The sequence below is a fragment of the Micromonospora sp. WMMD1155 genome (assembly GCF_029581275.1).
Taxonomy (GTDB): Bacteria; Actinomycetota; Actinomycetes; order Mycobacteriales; family Micromonosporaceae; genus Micromonospora.
Window position 1 is genome coordinate 413,734 of the sequence record NZ_CP120742.1, and the last position, 19,149, is coordinate 432,882.

The window sequence follows — 19,149 nt, forward strand, 5'->3', positions numbered from 1 at the left end:
TACGAGACGCCCGCGACGCCGAGGCGACGGCGAGCGCCGGGAGCGCCCCGGCTAGGGTCCGCTACATGCCGTTCGACATCGCCCGCGCCCGGGCCGCGTACCCCGCCCTGACCGAGGGCTTCGTCCATTTCGACGGTGCCGGCGGCACCCAGACCGCGGCGGGTGTGATCGACGCGGTCACCGACGCCATGCGGTCGGCGGTCGGCAACCGCAGCGCCGCCTCCGTACCGGGTCGCCGGTCGTTGGAGCTGGTGGCCGAGGCCCGCTCGGCGGTCGCCGACCTGCTCGGCGCCGACCCGGCCGGGGTGGTGCTCGGTCCGAGTGCCACCGCGCTGACGTACACCCTGGCCCGTACGCTCGGCGCGAGCTGGCGTCCGGGTGACGAGGTGGTGGTGTCCCGCCTCGACCACGACGCGAACATCCGGCCGTGGGTGCAGGCCGCCGAGGCGGCCGGTGCGACGGTGCGCTGGGCCGAGGTCGACAGGGGCACCGGTGAGCTGCCCGCCGCCCAGTACGCCGACCTGGTCGGTGAGCGGACCCGGCTGGTCGCGGTGACCGCCGGCAGCAACGCCATCGGCACCGTGCCGGACGTGCCGACGATCGCCAAGATCGCGCACGCGGTCGGCGCGTTGGTCTGTGTCGACGGGGTGCACTCGGTTCCACACGGACCGACGGACCTGGCCTCGCTCGGTGCCGACGTGCTGGTGACCAGCGCGTACAAGTGGTCCGGCCCGCACCTGGCGGCGATGGTGGCCGACCCGGCCCGGTGGGAGGCGCTGCGCCCGGCGAAGCTGGTGCCGTCCTCGGACGCGGTGCCGGACCGGTTCGAGTACGGCACGCCGAGCTTCCCGCTGCTCGCCGGTGTCACGGCGGCGGTGGATCACCTGGCGGGGCTGGATCCGGACGCGGTCGGGGACCGGCGGGCGCGGCTGCGGGCCGGGCTGGCCGCCGCGCAGGCGCATGAGGAGGCACTGCTGGACCGCCTGCTCGCCGGGCTGGCCCAGCAACCGGCGATCACCGTCTACGGGTCGCCGGCCCGGCGCTGCCCGACGGTCTCGTTCCGGGTCGCCGGCGTGACCCCGGCGGCCACCCAGGAGGCGTTGGGCGCCGCCGGGTTCTGCCTCTCCGTCGGCGACTACTACGCCTACGAGTACTTCGAGCTGATGGGTCTGCGCGACAGCGGCGGCGCGGTGCGGGCCAGCATCTACCACTACAACACGGCCGACGAGGTGGACCGGTTGCTCGCCGAACTCGACGCGCTGGCCGACGCCGCGGGGACAATGGCCGGATGAGCACCCTGGTCGAGGACAACCCGGCGAAGCGCCGCTTCGAGATCCTGGTCGACGACGCGCTGGCCGGCTTCACCGCCTACCTGATGCGCGGGGAGGTCCTGGTCTTCACCCACACCGAGGTGGACCGGGGCTTCCAGGGCAAGGGCGTGGGCGGCGCGCTGATCCGGGGCACCCTGGACGAGGTCCGTGCCCGGGGCGCGACTGTGGTGCCGCAGTGCCCCTTCATGGCGGCGTTCATCGACAAGCACCCCGAGTACGCCGACCTGGTGGCCGACCTGCCGTAACGCGGGCCCGACAGCGGGCGCGGGCCGGACAGCGGGCGCCGGTCGGCCAACACGCGCGGGCCGGACAGCGGGCGCCGGTCGGCCAACACGCGGGGGCCGGTCAGCGGGCGCCGGTCAGCACCTCGGCGGCGGCCCGTCCGCTGGCCCGGGTCGCGCCGTGGGTGGCCAGGTGCACCGACCCGGTCACCAACTCCGGCACGCCCAACTCGACCACCAGCGCGTCCGGCCGGGCGGCCAACGCCCGGTGCACGGCGGAGCGCATCCACTCGTGCCGGTGCAGGTCGCGGACCACCAGGACGAGCGGGCGGCTGCCCGCCCCCGCGCCCGGGTCGGCCGGTACGTCGGTCTCGGCGTAGCGGACCGTGCTGGTGCCGGGCAGTAACTCGCCCAGGGGCGCGCCGATGCCCCACGGGGTCTCCGCGCCGATGGCGATGTTGCGGAGGGGCTCGAACTCGACGACGTACGCCGGGCGGGTCAGCGGCAGCGCGGTCGCCGCGGTCCGGGAGGTGGTGACCCGGACGGCGCGGCGGGCGGCGACCAGTCCGACGTCGGCGGCGTCGCGTCGCCCCGCCGACCCGGCGGTGCGGGCGGCCATCGTCCAGGCGGCGAGCTGTCCGACCCGCTTGGCAGCCTCGGCGAGCCGTTCCTCGGGCAGCTCACCGGAGACGACGGCGGCGACGACGGCGTCGCGAAGCTCGCGTGCCGCCTGCTCGTCGGCCCGCTCGCCGCCGACGCAGATCGCGTCCGCCCCCGCCGCCAGGGCGCGGACGGTGGCCCCGGCGAACCCGTACCGGTCGGCGACCGCGCGCATCTCCATCGCGTCGGTCACCACCACACCGGAGAAGCCCATCTCGTCGCGGAGCAGCCCGCCGAGGATGCGCTGGCTCAGCGTGGCCGGCAGTTCCGGGTCGAGGGCCGGCACCAGCAGGTGGCCGGTCATCACCGCCTGCACCCCGGCGGCGACAGCAGCCCGGAACGGGGCCAGCTCGCAGGCGTCGAGGCGGTCCCGGTCGGCGGTGATCCGGGGCAGGTCGTGGTGGGAGTCGACGTGGGTGTCGCCGTGCCCCGGGAAGTGTTTGGCGCAGGCGGCCACGCCCCCGGCCTGGAGCCCGCGCACCCAGGCGGCGGTGTGTCGCGCGACGAGCGCGGGGTCGGCGCCGAAGGCGCGTACGCCGATCACCGGGTTGTCCGGGTTGGAGTTGACGTCGGCGTCCGGGGCGTAGTTGAGCGTCACCCCGGCGGCGGCCAGCTCGACGCCGAGGTCCCGGGCGACCGCCTCGGTCAGCTCCGGGTCGTCGACCGCGCCGAGGGCGAGGTTGCCGGGCCGGGAGCTGCCGTGCACCGATTCCAGTCGGGTGACGTCGCCGGCCTCCTCGTCGATCGCGACGATGACGTCGGGCCGTTCCGCGCGCAGCGTCGCGGTGAGCGCCGCCACCTGGGCGGGGTCGACGACGTTGCGGGCGAAGAGCACCACGGCGCCGAGTCCCTCGCCGAGCCAGCGGCACACCCACGGTGGCGGGGTGGTGCCGACGAACCCGGGCTGCAGGACGGCGGCGGCGAGCGCCGGGAGGTGGCCGGCGGGAGTGGTCACGCCGCCCCCTCGGAACGATCGATCTCGATCACCGGCGTCGGTGCGCCCCCGTCGACCCGCTGGTTGCGCTCGCTCATGCGGCCCCCGTACCCCATCTCTCGCACGCCATCGGCGCACCGCCACCGGCAGGCGGTCATGCCATGGTCACACCGGGCGATTCAATAGTCAATAAACCTTACAGTTGCCTCAGGGGCCTGCCGCCGGGAGAGTGCGGGGATGGATCCCGCCCTGCTGGCCGACGCGACGAGCCCGGCCGACATCCCCGGCGTACGCCTGCTCGGCCTGGTGGTCGGCGCCCTGCTGCTGCTCGCCGCGATCCGGGCGATGTTCGGCCGACGCTGAGCGAACGACCCCACAGGACGGCCGGTCCGGCCGACGCCGAGCGAACGGGCCCCGGCCGTCCGGTGTGGCCGACCACGCCCGGGGTACGGCTCTCCCCATCAGCAGGTCCGCGCGCCGAAGGGGAGACCATGAAGATCGGATACTTTCTGTCCAGTGAGGAGTTCACGCCAGCCGAGCTGCTGGAGCAGGCGCAGGGCGCCGAACGGGCCGGTTTCGAGGCGCTGTGGATCTCCGACCACTACCACCCCTGGGTGGACGCGCAGGGCCAGAGCCCCTTCGTCTGGTCGATGATCGGCGCGCTCAGCCAGGTCTGTTCGCTGCCGGTGACCACCGCCGTGACCTGCCCGACGGTGCGGATCCACCCGGCCGTGATCGCGCAGGCGGCGGCGACCAGCGCGGTGCTGCACGGCGGACGGTTCGTGCTCGGCGTCGGCACCGGCGAGGCCCTCAACGAGCACATCTTCGGCGACGCCTGGCCGCAGGCCGACGTCCGCCTGGAGATGCTGGAGGAGGCCGTCGAGGTGCTGCGCGAGCTGTGGGGCGGCGGGTTCGTCAACCACCACGGCAAGCACTACACGGTCGAGCACGCCCGGATCTACACGCTGCCCGACACTCCCCCGCCGATCTACGTCTCCGGTTTCGGCCCGAAGGCCATCGACCTCGCCGCGCGCATCGGCGACGGCTACGTGAGCACCATGCCCGACGGCGACATGGTCCGGCGTTTCCGCGAGAACGGCGGCGGCGACAAGCCCTGCCAGGCCGGCTTCAAGGCGGCGTACGCGGACAGCGAGGACGAGGGGATGCGCATCGCGTACGAGCGGTGGCCGAACGCGGGCGTGCCGGGCGAGTTGTCCCAGGTGCTGCCCTCACCACGCCACTTCGAGCAGGCCGCCGAGCTGGTCGAGCCGGAGATGCTCAAGGAGGCGTTCGTCTGCGGCAACAGCGTCGACGCGCACCTGGAGATGATCGACAAGTACGCCAAGGCCGGTTTCGACGAGGTCTACGTGGCCAACACCGGCCCGCACCACCAGGGCCTGTTCGATCTCTACCAGCGCGAGGTCCTACCCCGGCTGCGCTGAGCCGGCCAGGGCCCGACAGCCCATGATCGCCCGGACTTGTTTCGGCGGTCATGGGCTCGGGTACCTCCGGCCCTCGATGAAACTGTCCACGCATTCGATGACGTTGCGCCGCGCCGCCCGGAGCCTCTTCGGCTGGAAGGCCCTGCGGCCCAACCAGTTGGCCGCCATGCGCGCGGTGATGAAGCGACGGGACGCCCTGGTGGTGTTGCCCACCGGCGCCGGCAAGTCGGCCATCTACCAGATTCCGGCCAGCCTGATCCCCGGCCCCACCGTGGTGATCTCCCCGCTGCTGGCGCTCCAACAGGACCAGATCGCCGCCCTCAACGAGCGGCAACGCCCGGAGCTGAGGGCGGTGCGGATCAGCTCGAACGAGTCGGCCGCCCAGCAGGCCGAGGCGATCACCGAGGTCCGCGAGGGCCGGGCCGAGTTCCTGTTCATCACCCCGGAGCAGCTCAGCAACCCCGACCGGATGGCCGAGGTCGCCTCCCTGAAGCCCGCGCTGGTGGCGATCGACGAGGCGCACTGCATCTCCGCGTGGGGGCACGACTTCCGCCCCGACTACCTCGCGCTCGGGCACCTGATCGAGGGCATCGGCCGGCCGCCGGTGGTCGCGCTGACCGCCACCGCCTCCCCACCGGTACGCGACGACATCATCGCCCGCCTGCGGCTGCGGGACCCGGACGTGGTCATCTCCGGGCTGGACCGGCCCAACCTGTTCCTGGAGGTGGCGCACTGCCCCGACGAGGACTACCGGTGGCGGCGGCTGATGACGCTGCTGCGCGACGAGGGGCGGCCGGGGATCATCTACGTGCCGACCCGCCGCGCCTCCGAGGAGTTGGCCGCCCGGCTGACCGACGCCGGCTTCCCGGCGCTGTTCTACCACGGCGGGATGCCGGTCGGTGCCCGCGCGGAACTGCACGAGGCGTTCCTCGCCGACCAGGTCCCCATCATGGTGGCGACCTCGGCCTTCGGGATGGGCATCGACAAGCCGAACATCGCCTGGGTGGTGCACATGGCGCTGCCCGACTCACCGGACAGCTACTTCCAGGAGATCGGCCGGGCCGGGCGCGACGGGGAGCCGGCCCGGGTGCTGCTGCTGTGGCGGGCCGAGGACGTGGGCCTGCAACGGTTCTTCAGCGGTGGCCTGCCGGACGTCGACGAACTGCGCGACCTGGCCGCGTTGCTACGCCGCAAGCCGGCCACCAAGACCGAGCTGCGCGAGGCCACCGGCCTCGGGCCGCGCAAGCTGGGCCAGTATCTCGCCCTGTTGGAGCAGATCGGTGCCGCCGAGCCGCGCGCCCGGCAGCGCATCGGCGCCCCGCGCTACTCCCCCACGCCGGTCGACGCCGCCGCGGCGGCGCTGGCCGAGGCGGAGCGTCAACAGACGGTCACCCGGTCCCGCACCGACATGATGCGGGCCTTCGCCGAGACCAACGCCTGCCGGGGGCAGACCCTGCTGGCCTACTTCGGCGAGCAGATGAGCGCGGTCTGCGGCCACTGCGACAACTGCCACAGCGGCACGAGCGTCGCCGACCAGGGCGCGGTCGGCCCGTTCCCGGTGCACAGCCGGGTGCGTCACCCGGAGTGGGGCCCGGGCCTGGTGCTCTCCTACGAGGACGACAAGATGACGGTTCTCTTCGACGAGGTCGGGTACAAGACGTTGTCGGTGCGCGTGGTGTCCGAACAGGGCCTGCTGACCCTCGACTAGCCTGACCCGGGCACCGGTGTCGGGCCCGGTGGATCGACTGACCAGAGCACCGATTGACCAAGCAGAGCAGGGCGGAAGGGGCGTTGCCGTGATCGAGCAACCGGCGTACACCGGTTTCGGTTTCTCCGACGGGGAGTGGGGGCTGCTGGTCGGCCTGCCGCAGTCGGTCCTGACCGCGGCGAGCGCCGCCGAGTCCGACGGCACCCGCCGGACCATGGCGGAGACCGCGGCCGGTCTGGAGACCATCTCCGCCGGCCGGGAGTCGGCCAGCCCGCTGGTCGCCGCCGTGGCCGGTGAGATCGTGACCCGGGTCGGCGACCCGGAGGCCGGCGCCGAGTTGCCGGTCATCGCACCCGACGACCCGCGCGCGCTCATCGACGACGTGCTGCTGCGGGCCGGTGAGGCCGCGGCCCTGCTGGCCAAGCGGGTCGACGAGGGCGAGGCCGGCGCGTACAAGCACTGGCTCGTGCAGATCGCCGAGCAGGTGGTGGGCGCCGCGTCCAGCGGTGGCGTGCTGGGCATCGGCGGCGAATCCGTCAGCGACTCCGAGCGGCGCTTCCGCGACCGGCTCGCCCACGTGCTCAACGACTGATCGAGGACAGCGACGTGTCGGCCGGACCGGTCGACTCGGCGGCCGGCGCCGCGGGGTCGGCCGGCCGGACGCCGCGCAGCGTCACCAACGCGGTGACCGCGCCCAGCAGCATCGCCACCATGGCGGCGACGGCGGCGACGTGCAGCCCGTCGGTGAACGCCGCCCGGGCCGCGTGCAGCACCGCGTCGGCCAGGTCCGCCGGCAGCTCCTGGGCCACCGCGAGCGCACCTCCCAGCGTCTCCCGGGCGACGTCGCCGCTGTCGGCGGGCAGTCCGGCGGGCAGGCCGTCGAGGATCTCGCGGCGGTAGACCGCCGCGCCGACGCTGCCGAGGATCGCCATCCCCAGCGCGCCGCCCAACTCACTGCTGGACTCGGTCAACGCCGACGCGACACCGGCCTGCTCGGCGGGCGCGGCACCGAGGACCAGCTCGGTGACGAGGGACATCACCATGACCAGGCCACCGGCGTAGACGCTGGCACCGACGAGGAGCAGCCACAGCGGCGACTCCGGCGTGACCCGGGTCAGCACCACGAAGCCGAGCACGGCGATCGCGAAACCCGCACCGATCAGGTACGCCCGTTCGACGCGCTGGGCGAGCGCGGCGGCGGCCGGCGCGACTCCGCCCACGGCGAGCGACGGCACCAGGCTCCACAGTGCCGCGCGCAGCGGGCTCAGGCCGAGCACCGACTGGAGGTGCTGGGTGGTGAAGATGGCGAAGCCGACCAGGGCGAACATCGCCAGCAGGTTGACCGCGAGCGCCCCGGCGAAGCCCCGGCCACGGAACAGGGCGAGGTCGATCATCGGGTACGCGCGGCTGCGCTGCCGGTGCAGGAACAGCGCGCCCACCAGCAGGCCGGCGACGATGGCGAGCACCCGCGCCGGGCTGACGCCGTCGCGGGCCATCTCCTTGATGCCGTAGATCACCGGGAGCAGCGCCGCGAGGGAGAGCGCCCCGCTGACGAGGTCGAACGGTCCGGCCGCCGGGTGGCGGGACTCGGGCACCAGGACCGGGGCGAGCAGGAGCAGCATCAGCATCGCCGGGATGTTGATCAGGAAGATCGACCCCCACCAGAAGTGCTCCAGCAGGATGCCGCTGAGCACCGGGCCGGTCGCGATGCCGCCGGTGAGCGTGGCGGTCCAGATGCCGATGGCGGTGGCCCGCTGCCGGGCGTCGTGGAACAGGTTGCGCACCAGGGCGAGCGTGGAGGGCATCAGGGTGGCCCCGCCGACGCCGAGCAGGGCACGCGCGGCGATCAGTGTCTCGGCGCTGTCCGCGTACGCCGCCAGCAGCGATGCCGCCCCGAACGCGGTGGCGCCGATCAGCAGGAGCCGACGTCGGCCGATCCGGTCGCCCAGCGCGCCCATGGTGATGAGCAGCCCGGCCAGTACGAACCCGTAGACGTCGAAGATCCAGAGCTGCTGGGTGCCGGTGGGGCGCAGCTCCTCGCTGATGAACGGAACGGCGAAGTAGAGCACCGACACGTCCATCGAGACCAGGAGCAGCGGCAGCATCAGCACCGTGAACCCGGTCCACTCCCGGCGGCCCGCTCGGGGCGCCGGTGTGGTGGTGGTCATCATGATCATTCCCTCTTTCTGCGTATGACGTACGCTGTAATGCGTAGACCATACGCAGAACTAGGATGGCGAGGCAAGGAGGAAAAGTGGCGGCACAGACAGACGACAGCGGGCCAGTGCTCCCGCCGGCCATCGAGAGCGCCTGGGGGCTGCGGGAGCGACCACCCAAGGGGCCCCGACCGGGGATGAGCGTGTCCACCATCGTGGACACCGCCGTACGCGTGGCCGACGCCGACGGGCTGGCCGCCGTCTCCATGAGCCGGGTGGCCAAGGAGCTGGGCGCCGCCACCATGGCGCTCTACCGGTACGTCGGCTCGAAGGACGAGCTGCTCCTGCTCATGGTGGACACCGGCTACGGCCCACCACCCGGCCCACCCGCACCGCAGGACGACTGGCGCGCCGGCCTGACCCGATGGGCCTGGGCCGAGCACGAGGTGCTGCGCCGCCGGACCTGGCTGCTACACGTGCCGATCAGCGGTCCGCCGATCACCCCGCAGCAGCTCGGCTGGCTGGAGGACGGGCTGCGCTGCCTCGACGGCACCACGCTCGCCGAGGGCGAGAAGATGTCGACGCTGCTCCTGATCACCGGGTACGTCCGCAACGAGGCCACGCTCACGTCGCAGATCGCCGAGGGCGCCCAGGTTTCCGGCGTCACGCCGAACGAGATGATGCCCGCCTACAGCCGGATGCTGACCCGGCTCATCGACCCGACCCGCTTTCCGGCGCTGCACCGGGTGCTCAGCGCCGGTGGCATCGACCAGGACGACGACCCGGACGACGAATTCGTCTTCGGCCTGGACCGGATCCTCGACGGCATCGAGGCACTGATCCACAGACGAGCGGACTGAGGGAGCCCGGATGCTCCCGAGCGAAACCTTCGACACGACCGTCCTGCCACCCGGTGAGCGATTCGGGATGTGGCTGGACCTGGTCGCCCGCACCTCGGCGCCGATGCAGGTCCGGTCCGAGCACGACGAGGACTTCATCGCCCGGGCCGACTTCGTCGACCTCGGGCCGATCCAGCTGGTCAGCTACGACTACCCGTCTCTGGACGCCTTCCGGACCCCGAAACTCATTCGCCAGTCGGATCCGGAGGTGTACATTCTCGCCCTCACCACCGGCGGCGTCGGCACGTCCAGCCAGGACGGTCGCCGCAGCGAGATCCAGGTCGGTGAGTTCACCTTCTACAACGCGTCGCGTCCGCACGACCTCGGCCACCAGGCGACGGAGCCGGAGCGGCACCAGGCCAGCTCGATCATCACGCTGATCCCGCACGCCGCGCTGCCGCTGCCACCGCAGCGGATGGCAGCGCTCTACGGCGGGCGGATGTCCGGCAGCGAGGGGATCGGGGCGCTGCTGGCGCAGTTCCTGTTGCAGGTGACCAGGCACCCCGAGCAGTACCATGCCGCCGACGCGAGCCGACTCGGCGCGGTCGGGCTCGACCTGGCCACCACCATGCTCGGCCGGCACCTGGTCGCCGAGGACGCCGTACCCACCGAGGTCCGCCGCCGGGCACTGCTCACCCAGGTGCAGTCGTACGTCCACCGGCACCTCGGCGACGCGACGCTCAGCCCTCGGGTCGTCGCCGACGCCCACCACATCTCGGTGCGGTCGCTGCACCGGCTGTTCGAGGCCGAAGAGACGACCGTGGCGTCGTACATCCGCGATCTGCGGCTGACCCGGTGCCGACGCGACCTGTCCGACCCGGCGCTGCGCAACCAACCGGTGCAGACCATCGCGGCGCGCTGGGGGTTCTCCGACAAAGCCCACTTCAGCCGGGCGTTCCGGACAGCCTACGGGGTGAGCCCGCAGGAACATCGCGACAGCACCTCGCATCCGGCGCGGATCGTCAACCGCGCGGCGTCCATGGTCAACACGAGGCGGGCAGACTGACACCACGTGGCCGACCGCTCGCGGTGGGCCGCCAACGGGGGCCGTGGCGAGGCGCCCGCCGCGCGTAGGCGCGGCGGGCGGCCGCCCGGTGGCCGCCCGATCACGCCCGAGTCTCCGGCCCCGCCACTTCCCCCCAGGATCGTCGGCGGGGCCGGTCAGGCCTTCTCCAACAGCTCCAGGACGACCCGCTCGGCCTCCTCGCGCGACGCCTGCGGGTCCACCGACGCCACCACCCCGTCGTGGTAGAGGTCCACCACCCGCGGATCCACGTAGGAAGCCCGAGCCACCGTCGGTGTGTTGCCCAGCAGCTCGGCCACCGCACGCATGACGGAGACCACCGCCCTGCGCCGCGCGGTCACCGAGCGGGCCGGGGCGGCGGTGGCCAGCTCGGTCGCGGCGAGCACCGTCGCGTGCCAGGTACGGAAGTCCTTGGCGGTCATCTCCCCACCACTGGCATCGCGCAGGTAGCCGTTCACCTCGTCGCTGCGCACGTCCCGCCAGTCCCGGCCGTCCCAGTAGCCGAACAACCGGTCGGCCCGCCGCCGCCGACGGCGCAGATTGACGAGCACCTGGCACAACTCCGGGTCCTCGATGCGGCGTACCTGCTCGATGCCGCCCTTCGCCGGGAACACCAGGACGACGCAGCCGCCCCGCGACCGGGCGTGTTCGGGCCGCAGGGTGGACACCCCGTACGTCGGGTCGTCGCCGGCCGCGTACTGGTCGCTGCCCACCCGGAACATCCCCATGTCCAGCAGGCGGGCCACCGTGGCGAGCACCCGGTCCCGGTTCAACCCCCGGCCGTCCAGGTCGCGACCCACCCGCTCCCGCAGCGCCGGCAGCCGGCGGGCCACCTCCAGCATGTGGTCGAACTTCGCCTCGTCCTGCTTCTCCCGCCACCGTGGGTGGTAGACGTACTGCTTGCGTCCGGCCGCGTCGATCCCGATCGCCTGGATGTGCCCGTTCGGGTACGGCGAGATCCAGACGTCCTGCCAGGCCGGAGGGATGACCAAGTCCCGCAGCCGGGCCAGGACCTCCGCGTCCCGGACCGGAGCGCCGGTCGGGTCGACGAAATGCCAGCCCCGCCCGCGCCGACGCCGTCCGTACCCCGGTCGTCCCGGGTCACTACGCCGCAACCGCACCGGAGACCCGCACCACCCTCTCCACCTCAGCAACGGCGGCCAGCACCTCGTCGAGACGCAGCGCCGCCATCGTCGGGTGGCTTCCTACCCCATCCCACCTGGGCCAATCCCCCTCGCCGACCCAGAGCACCCGGTGCCGGGGCCGGTCCGGCGGCGGTCCCCAGTGCGCCGGTGGCACCGGCCCGAAGAGGACCACCGACGCGGTGCCATACCCGGTGGCCAGATGAGCCACCCCGGTGTCCCCGCTGACCACCAGCCGGGCGTCGGCCACCAGCGCGGCGAGCGTGCCGAGGTCGGTCCGGCCGGCCAGCACGGCGTCGGACCCCAGGCCCGCCGCCTCGGCCACCCGGGCCGTCAGGGCCCGTTCGTCGGCCGAGCCGGTGAGCAGCACCCGGTGCCCCTGGTCGGTCAATGCCCGGGCCAGCGCGGCGAACCGCTCGGCCGGCCACCGCTTGGCGGGGATCTTGCTGCCGGGATGCAGCACCGTCACACCGGTGGGCAGCCCGGTCACAGCGGGGCGGCGCAGGCCGAGGTCGGCCCGGTCGGCCGCGACGTCGTACCAGGACAACAGCCGGCACCACCGGTCCACCTCGTGCTCGTCGTCGGACCACTGCGGACCGTCGGCGTGGCCGGCATCCGGGTTGGCGAAGGCGAGCAGCCGACCGGGTCGGGTGGCCGCGAGCGACCGGTGCGACTGCGGACCGCGGCCGTGCAGGTTGACAGCGACCTGCGGGACCGAACCGACCCGGACGGGCCGGTCCAACCCGGCGGTGTCCACCAGCCGGTCCACGCCGCCGACCAGGTCGACGAGCGGAGCCAACCCGGCGGGCGCGGCGAGCGCCAGCTCCTGGGAGGGGTACGCCGCCCGCAGCGCCCGCAGGGCGGGCACCGCGGTCACCAGGTCGCCGACGCCGAGGGCGCGCAGCACGAGGATCACGGGTACGACGTCTCCTGCTCGGCGCAGACCACCAGCTCGCGCACCGCGCAGCCGGGAGGCTGGTTCAACGCGAACATGATCGCGGCAGCGGTGTCGACGGGGTCGTTGAGGATCGCGTCCGGTCCCGGCTTGTACTGCGGATCGCGCTCGTCGAAGAACGCGGTGCGCATCCCACCCGGAATGAGCAGCGTGACGCCGACCTGACCGGCGAGTTCGGCGGCGAGGGCACGGGTGAAGCCCACCACGCCGAACTTCGCCGCGCAGTACGCGGTGGCGTCGCTGACCGCCTTGACCCCCAGGGTGCTGGCGACCGTGACGATGCGACCCCGCGACGTCAGCAGGAACGGCAACGCGGCCCGGATCACCGCCGCGGTGGCCAGCAGGTCGACCGCGACGATCCGATCCCAGGTCTCCCCCGGCACGTCGAGGAGTCGACCGGGCACGTCCATGCCGGCGGCGGTGACCACCGCGTCCAGGCCGCCGGCCTGCTCGGCGAGGTGCCGGGTGGCCACCTCGGCGGCCCGCGTGTCGGCGAGGTCGCACTCGGTCCAGGACACCCCGTCGGCCGGTGCCTGCCGGTCCAGCACGACCGGTCGACCACCGGACGCGGCCACCGCCGCGACCACCGCCGCGCCGAGCCCGCTCGCGCCGCCGGTGACCAGGACCGTCGGCCCGGCTCCCTGCCGCGTGGCGGTCATCGGGTCCGCTCCGCGAGCGTACGGACGATCATGTCGGTGGTGGACCGACCGTCCAGGTAGGGCACCACCACCGTGTTCCCACCCCACCGGCGCAGCACCTCCGCCTCCGGAAGGGTCGTCGCGTCGTCCCCGCCGCCGGTGGCGTAGTCGCCGCCCTTCACCCAGATGTCGGGGCGTACCCAGGACAACGCCGCGTCCGGAGTCGGCTCGTCGAAGACGAGGACGGCGTCGACGCAGCTCAGAGCGGTGAGCACCCGACTGCGGTCATCCTCGGACATCACCGGCCGGTCCGGGCCCTTCAACCCGGCCACGCTGGCGTCGGAGTTCAGGCAGACGATCAGGCAGTCGCCGAGCTGCCGCGCGGCCTGCAGGGTGGCCACGTGCCCGGCGTGCAGGAGGTCGAAGCAACCGCCGGTCGCCACCACCGTGCCACCTGCGGCGCGTACCTCCTGCAGGAGGTTTGCCACCGCGGCGACTCCCACCCGATCGCTCGCCACGACGCCTCTCGGTAGCGCTCGGAGGGCTCCCCGGGCGGGCGCGCTCCGCGCGGGCGCCAGATCGGTCGGCAGCGCCGCGGCCACTCCCCCACCCGCCACGAACCTGGACGCCTCGGCGACCGCCGCCTGCACCGCCTCGGAGACCAGCGCACCCTCGGCCAGGGCGAGGCTGGCGGCAGCCGCGAACCGGTCGCCGGCCCCGCAGGTGTCCCCCTCGGCGCTGCCCGGTGTCGGCACCACGAGCGGCGTCGACCCGGCGTGACAGAGCAGCGCGCCGTCGCCGCCCAACGTCACCGCCACCGCGCCGGCCCGCCAGCGCCGCCGCAGCCCCTGCGCCCCCCGCGACGCGGTGGCCAGCCGGGACGCGCCGGGCACCGCCGGGACCAGCTCGCGTACCTCCGACTCGTTCGGGGTGGCCAGGTGCACGCCCGGCACCGCCTCCGGGCCACGCGGGTGCGGATCCCACACCACCGGCGCACGGGTCGCGGCCAACGCGTCGCGCAGCGCGGGCTGCCGGGCCACCCCCCGGCCGTAGTCGCTGACCAGCACCGCCGACGCCGAGCCGATCACCCGGAGAACCTCCTCGGACGGTTCGCCGGGATCCCCGGACGCGCCTCCTCGGTCGTGCCGCAGCAGCACCCGGCCCCGAGCCCGGAGCCGGATCTTCTCCGGCGTCGCACCGGGCAGGGCCAGCGGGTACACCTGGACGCCGGCGGCGGCGAGCAGCGCGCTCAGGCGGGCGCCACCGGCGTCGTCGGCGAGCGCGGTCACCAACACCACCTCGGCGCCCCGCGCGGCGGCGAACACGGCGGCCAGACCGGCGCCACCGGGCCGGTCGACGGCCGAGGTCTCGTCGAGCACCGGCACCGGGGAGTCCGGGCAGAGACGGTTCACCACCCCCTCCACGTCCCGGTCGAGCAGGGTGTCGCCGAGCACCACGACGGGTCCCCTCACGCTTGCCTCCTCATCCTCACGCGTCGACCTGCTGTGCGGCCCCGCCGTCGAGCACCACGTCGACCCCGGCGCGCACCGACCCCGGCTCCCCCGGCAGGCGGCGGATGACAGCCGCCGCGTCGGCCGCGGCCAACGCGGCGGGCAATTCCTGTTCCAGGTACTCGCACAGCAGGTGACTGGTCACGAGGTGCAGCTCCTGGACGACCTGGGTGTCACCGGACACGACGGCCAGCACGTCGTCACAGGCGTCGGCGAGCGGATTGGGGACGGCCCCGGTGAGCGCCCAACTGGTCACGCCGACGACGCGGGCGGCCTGCGCGGCGCGGACCAGGTTGGGGCTGGCCCCGCTGGTGCTGAGCAGCAGCAGGACGTCACCGGGGCGGCCGTGGGCGCGCACCTGCCGGGCGTAGACGTCGTCGTAGCCGTAGTCGTTGGCGATCGCGGTGAGCGCGCTCGTCTCGGCGTGCAGCGCGATCGCCGACAGCGGCTGCCGGTCGTCGTGGAGCTTGCCGACCAGCTCCGCGGTGAGGTGCTGCGCCTCGGCCGCGCTGCCGCCGTTGCCGGCGACCAGCAGCCGACCCCCGTTGGCCAGCCGGTGGGCCAGGTCGGCACCCCAGCGCGCCAACTGCGACTCACACCGCCGGTACGGCACCAGCGCCGCCGCGAGATTCGTCAGGTGGGTGTCGAGCAGGCTACCCGCCGGCATCAGGCCACCACCCGGGTCGGCCGACGGACGGCGGCCACCTCGCTGTAGACCTCGACCAGCCGCTCGGCGGTGGCCGCCCACGAGTACCGGGTCCGGGCCCGCTCGCGGGCCGCCGTGGCGTACGCGAAACGCCTGATCCGGTCGTCGAGCAACCCCTGGATCGCGGCGGCCAGAGCATGCGGGTCCCGCGCCGGTACGAGGTCACCGGTCGTGCCGTCGACCACGGTGTCCCGGATGCCGCCGACGGCGGTGCCGACGACCGGCACACCGCAGGCCATCGCCTCCAACGGCGTCAACCCGAACGGCTCGTACCAGGGTGCGGCGACCAGCAGGTCCGCGGAGCGGTACCAGCGGCCCATCTCCTCCCGAGGCACCGCGCCGACCAGGTGCACCCGGTCGGCCACCCCGCACGACTCGGCGAGGGCCCGCAGCCGCCGGGCGTACGGGTCGGTCTCCAGCAACCCTTCGGGCGGGCCGCCGACGACCACGCACTCGGCGTCCGCGACCAGCGCCATGGCACGGATCACGGTCTGGAAGCCCTTGCGTTCGACGAGCCGGCCGACGGTAAGGATCCGCGCCCGACCCGGCTCCCGGTCGGCGGCCGGTCCGAGCGGGGCGAACGTGGCGAGGTTGACCCCGGAGGGCACGACGGTCATCCGGGACCGGGGCACCCCCATCCGGACGAGTTCGCCCACCTCGTCGCGGCACTGGGCGACGATCCGGTCCACCGAGCGACCCAACTCGCGCTCGTAGGACACCCGCCGGGCCGGGCTGGTGTCCTGCACCCCCTGGTAGCGGCGCTTCACCGTGCCCAACGCGTGGTACGTCTGCACCACCGGCACCCCGGTCTGCCGACCGGCGGTCAGCGCCGCCAGGCCACTCATCCAGAAGTGCGCGTGAATCACCTCGGGCACCCAGTCCCCGCCCCGCCAGCGCTCGGTCAGCCAGCGGCTGAACTCCCGCATGTGCGGCAGCAGCGCGTCCTTGGCCACCGGCTCGGCGGGCCCAGCGGGCACGTGCACCACGTCGTACCCGTCCGGGCTGCGGACCGTCACCGGCAGGTCGGGCGCGTCCCGGCGCGTGTAGACCCGCACCTCGTGCCCGGCGGCGGCGAGCGCGGCGGACAACTCCGCGACGTGCGTGTTCTGGCCGCCGGCGTCCTCCCCTCCGAGGACGGCGAGCGGGCTGGCGTGCTCCGAGATCATCGCGATCCGCATACTTCCTCCTCCAGCAGCCGGTCCCAGTCAGCGAGGAAACGGTCGAGGCCGTACCTGTCGCGGGCGGCGGTCCGCGCCGCCGCTCCGGCCTGACGTGCGGTCGCCGGTTCGTCGATGAACCGGCGGGCGGCGTCGAGCAGGGTGTCGGTCCGGGTGGCGAGGGCCCCCGCCTCCGGCGGCACCGCCATCACCGCCTCGGTGGTGGCGAGCGCGACGACCGGCATGCCGATCGCCATCGCCTCGATGAGGCTGAGCCCGAGCGACGTCCACCGGCACAGGTGCAGGTACGCGCGCCGCCGGGCCAGCTCGGCGTGCATCCGGTGCTGGGGCACGTCGTCGTGGCTGATCAGTCGGTCGGCGGGCAACCCGAGGTGGCCGGCCAGCCCGGCGACGCCCATCCCGAAGACGTCCAGCGGGGCGATCTCGGCGAACCGGGGAAGCAGATCGGTGCCGGTGACCCGGCCGCGTCGGACCGGTTCGTTGATCACCACGGCGAGCCGGTCCAACTCGCCGGTGTAGGACACGGCGGGGGTGACGATGCCGTGGTCGACCACTGTGGTGCGGGTCGTGCCGGTGTCCCAGAAGATCTGGTTGAACCCGGTGACGTGGGCGATGAGCAGGTCGTCGCGGTCGGCCATCGGGTGCCGGGTGTTGGGGACGTCGCCCTTCGGGGTGTTGTGCTCGACGTAGACGGCGGGCACGTCGCGTCCGGGGCGGCGACGCAGCCACTGTTCGACCCGGTCGATCTCCTCGGGCCGTTGCAGGATGACCACGTCGACGTCGGTGCCGGGTAGATCCTCCGGGGTGACCTCGACCGCGCTGTCCGGCCAGGGGTAGGTGCGGGCCCGGCCGAGACCGTACGGGCCGCGGTCGGGTGTGGTGGGGATCAGGTAGCGGTGGTCGCCGTGCACGAACGATGTGGTCCAGGACCCGTGCACGTGCCAGAGCAGGATGTTCATCGGCCGCCACCACCACCGACGGCTAGCATCCGCAGCGCGTCGACCACCTCGTCCGGGTCGACACCGCTGAGGCAGGGGTGACCGGGGACCGGGCAGCTCGCGGCCCGGGTGTCCCGGCACGGCGCCGCGGCGTCGCCGAGCCGGACGGTGGGCACCCGGTAGGGCCCCCACTGACCGAACGGGACGGTCGGCGCGAAGAGGCTCACCACCGGCACCCCGGCGGCGGCGGCCAGGTGCGCCGGCCCGGTGTTGCCGACCACCACCGCACCGGCGTCCGCCACGATCCCGGCCAGCCCGGCCAGGTCGGTTCGTCCACCCAGGTCGACGCCGCCGGCCGCCGCGACCCGGGCGGTGACGTCACGCTCGTCGCGGCCACCGGTGACCAGCACCCGGTGCCCGGCGGCGGTCAGCGCCCCGGCGATCCGGGTCGCCACCTCGGGCGGGCACGCCCGGCTCGACGCGGCCGAACCGGGGTGCAGTACCACGTATCCCGGGTCGCCGAGACCGGACGGACGCGCCGCCACGGCGTCGTGGCGGAGCCGGAGCACCGGTTCGTCGTCCTCGGGCAGCCGGTGGCCGGCGGCGGCGGCGAGGGAGAGGGCGCGTTCGGGTTCGGGGACGCCCACCGGCACCCGGTGCCGGACGTCCAGCAGCGAGCCCGGGTAGTCGTCGCTGATCGCCGCGATCCGGCCGATCCCCGCCATCCGCAGCAGCAGGGCCAGCGGCAGGGCGGACTGGTGGAACGAGGTGAACACCACCGCCTGGTCCGCGCCGACCGCGCGGAGGCGGGTGATCAGACCCCGCATGTCCTCCGGGTCGACCGGCCCCGGCGTGCTGTCGATCCAGGGCAGCGGGTGCTCGATGATCTCGTCGACGCCGGGCAGCAGTTCGGCGGCGGCGCGCCCCCGCGGCCCGCACAGCAGCACCACCCGCTGCGCCCCGGCCGCGACCGCGCGGATCGCCGGCCCGGTGACCAGCACGTCCCCCGCCGAGTCCGACCGCACCACCAGAGCGGTCCGTACCGGCTCGGCGGGCGGGGTCGCCGGCCGTACGGCCTGTTGACGGCGCAGGATCTCGTCCACCGCCGCCGGCAGGTCACGGGCCGTCCACCCGGCGGCGGCGACCTCCTCCGGTCGGGTCACCGGAGTGGGCACGAGGACGCCCGTCGCCCCGGCGGCCAGCGCGGCGGCGACGTCCCGGCCGATGTCGCCCACCAGCACGCACCGGGACGCGGTGGTGCCCAGCTCCCGGGCGGCGGCGTGCACCAGACCGGGTGCCGGCTTGCGGCAGTCGCACCGGTCCTCGTCGTCGTGCGGGCAGACCAGCCAGGCGTCGAACCGTCCCAGCAACTCCTCGACGCGGGCGTGCACCGCCCGCATCTGCTCCCCGGTGAAGTAGCCCCGGGCCAGGCCCGACTGGTTCGTGACCACCGCCAGCCGCAGCCCGGCCGCCCGCAGCCGGTCCAGCGCGGCCCGCGCTCCCGGCACGGGTCGCACCTTCTCCGGGTCGCCGTTGTACGGGACGTCCTCGATCAGCGTGCCGTCGCGGTCCAGCAGCACCGCGTCGTACAGGACGCCCCGGGGGCGTGCGGTCAGGTGCCGCGACCCGGCGGAACCGGCGCGGTCAGCAGCGGCGTACACCCGGGCTGACCTGCGCTGATACGGCTCCTCCTGGTCCTGTCGCAC

Annotated in this window: 18 protein-coding genes; 8 read left to right on the top strand and 10 right to left on the bottom strand. The window is 73.9% G+C overall.

Features of this window, described 5'->3' with window-relative positions; translation table 11 throughout:
• Positions 1 to 65: 65 nt before the first annotated feature.
• Together O7617_RS01605 and O7617_RS01610 are read left to right on the top strand one after the other, a co-directional pair.
• Positions 66 to 1,292: a cysteine desulfurase-like protein gene (locus tag O7617_RS01605; protein ID WP_282260988.1), complete on the top strand. Its 1,227-nt coding sequence runs from the start codon at positions 66 to 68 to the stop codon at positions 1,290 to 1,292.
• The gene (locus tag O7617_RS01610; protein ID WP_145783975.1) at positions 1,289 to 1,576 is read left to right on the top strand and encodes a GNAT family N-acetyltransferase; all 288 of its coding nucleotides are present in this window, start codon (positions 1,289 to 1,291) and stop codon (positions 1,574 to 1,576) included. Before O7617_RS01605 ends, O7617_RS01610 begins: the two co-directional genes overlap by 4 nt.
• A gap of 100 nt (positions 1,577 to 1,676) precedes the next feature.
• Here the strand turns inward: O7617_RS01610 and O7617_RS01615 are convergent, their stop codons facing one another.
• Positions 1,677 to 3,167 carry a glycoside hydrolase family 3 N-terminal domain-containing protein gene (locus tag O7617_RS01615; RefSeq protein ID WP_282260994.1) on the bottom strand — a complete coding sequence of 497 codons (1,491 nt, stop codon included), beginning with the start codon at positions 3,165 to 3,167 and terminating at the stop codon, positions 1,677 to 1,679.
• A gap of 216 nt (positions 3,168 to 3,383) precedes the next feature.
• Here O7617_RS01615 and O7617_RS01620 point away from each other — a divergent pair, with 216 nt between their 5' ends.
• The 4 genes from O7617_RS01620 to O7617_RS01635 all read left to right on the top strand — a co-directional run bounded on the left by O7617_RS01620 (position 3,384) and on the right by O7617_RS01635 (position 6,888).
• A complete protein-coding gene (locus O7617_RS01620) occupies positions 3,384 to 3,509 on the top strand; it encodes a hypothetical protein (protein WP_255421242.1) in 126 nt (41 codons plus the stop codon).
• 128 nt (positions 3,510 to 3,637) lie between these two features.
• Positions 3,638 to 4,588: a TIGR03557 family F420-dependent LLM class oxidoreductase gene (locus O7617_RS01625; protein ID WP_282260995.1), complete on the top strand. Its 951-nt coding sequence runs from the start codon at positions 3,638 to 3,640 to the stop codon at positions 4,586 to 4,588.
• Between the two features lie 76 nt (positions 4,589 to 4,664).
• On the top strand, positions 4,665 to 6,296 hold the full coding sequence (locus O7617_RS01630) for a RecQ family ATP-dependent DNA helicase (protein WP_282260996.1): 1,632 nt from the start codon (positions 4,665 to 4,667) through the stop codon (positions 6,294 to 6,296).
• 88 nt (positions 6,297 to 6,384) lie between these two features.
• The gene (locus tag O7617_RS01635) at positions 6,385 to 6,888 is read left to right on the top strand and encodes a hypothetical protein (protein WP_282260997.1); all 504 of its coding nucleotides are present in this window, start codon (positions 6,385 to 6,387) and stop codon (positions 6,886 to 6,888) included.
• On the opposite strand, the gene O7617_RS01640 is transcribed toward O7617_RS01635, so the two are convergent.
• Positions 6,878 to 8,467, bottom strand: coding sequence for an MFS transporter (locus O7617_RS01640; RefSeq protein ID WP_282260998.1), 1,590 nt, complete (start codon positions 8,465 to 8,467; stop codon positions 6,878 to 6,880). The two genes, O7617_RS01635 and O7617_RS01640, sit on opposite strands and share 11 nt — an antisense overlap.
• A gap of 83 nt (positions 8,468 to 8,550) precedes the next feature.
• Between O7617_RS01640 and O7617_RS01645 the strand changes: the two genes are divergently transcribed.
• Complete coding sequence (locus O7617_RS01645; RefSeq protein ID WP_282260999.1) at positions 8,551 to 9,312, top strand: TetR/AcrR family transcriptional regulator; 762 nt, start codon at positions 8,551 to 8,553, stop codon at positions 9,310 to 9,312.
• Positions 9,313 to 9,322: 10 nt separating this feature from the next.
• The gene (locus tag O7617_RS01650) at positions 9,323 to 10,357 is read left to right on the top strand and encodes a helix-turn-helix domain-containing protein (RefSeq protein WP_282261003.1); all 1,035 of its coding nucleotides are present in this window, start codon (positions 9,323 to 9,325) and stop codon (positions 10,355 to 10,357) included.
• 155 nt (positions 10,358 to 10,512) lie between these two features.
• Here the strand turns inward: O7617_RS01650 and O7617_RS01655 are convergent, their stop codons facing one another.
• The 8 genes from O7617_RS01655 to O7617_RS01690 are packed head-to-tail and all read right to left on the bottom strand — an operon-like array spanning position 10,513 to position 19,149.
• On the bottom strand, positions 10,513 to 11,496 hold the full coding sequence (locus tag O7617_RS01655; protein ID WP_282261004.1) for a DNA topoisomerase IB: 984 nt from the start codon (positions 11,494 to 11,496) through the stop codon (positions 10,513 to 10,515).
• On the bottom strand, positions 11,480 to 12,433 hold the full coding sequence (locus O7617_RS01660; RefSeq protein WP_282261005.1) for a glycosyltransferase family 9 protein: 954 nt from the start codon (positions 12,431 to 12,433) through the stop codon (positions 11,480 to 11,482). The genes O7617_RS01655 and O7617_RS01660 overlap by 17 nt, the downstream gene beginning before the upstream one ends.
• A complete protein-coding gene (locus O7617_RS01665) occupies positions 12,430 to 13,131 on the bottom strand; it encodes an SDR family oxidoreductase (protein WP_282261007.1) in 702 nt (233 codons plus the stop codon). The genes O7617_RS01660 and O7617_RS01665 overlap by 4 nt, the downstream gene beginning before the upstream one ends.
• Positions 13,128 to 14,582, bottom strand: coding sequence for a PfkB family carbohydrate kinase (locus tag O7617_RS01670; RefSeq protein WP_282261009.1), 1,455 nt, complete (start codon positions 14,580 to 14,582; stop codon positions 13,128 to 13,130). Before O7617_RS01670 ends, O7617_RS01665 begins: the two co-directional genes overlap by 4 nt.
• A 16-nt stretch (positions 14,583 to 14,598) precedes the next feature.
• Positions 14,599 to 15,291, bottom strand: a complete 693-nt coding sequence (locus tag O7617_RS01675; RefSeq protein ID WP_282264605.1) for an SIS domain-containing protein — start codon at positions 15,289 to 15,291, stop codon at positions 14,599 to 14,601.
• Positions 15,288 to 16,505 (bottom strand): glycosyltransferase, encoded by a 1,218-nt coding sequence (locus O7617_RS01680; protein ID WP_282261010.1) that lies wholly within the window; start codon positions 16,503 to 16,505, stop codon positions 15,288 to 15,290. Before O7617_RS01680 ends, O7617_RS01675 begins: the two co-directional genes overlap by 4 nt.
• Positions 16,490 to 17,464 carry a glycosyltransferase gene (locus tag O7617_RS01685; RefSeq protein WP_282261011.1) on the bottom strand — a complete coding sequence of 325 codons (975 nt, stop codon included), beginning with the start codon at positions 17,462 to 17,464 and terminating at the stop codon, positions 16,490 to 16,492. The genes O7617_RS01680 and O7617_RS01685 overlap by 16 nt, the downstream gene beginning before the upstream one ends.
• Positions 17,461 to 19,149, bottom strand: a complete 1,689-nt coding sequence (locus tag O7617_RS01690) for an HAD-IIIA family hydrolase (RefSeq protein WP_282261014.1) — start codon at positions 19,147 to 19,149, stop codon at positions 17,461 to 17,463. Before O7617_RS01690 ends, O7617_RS01685 begins: the two co-directional genes overlap by 4 nt.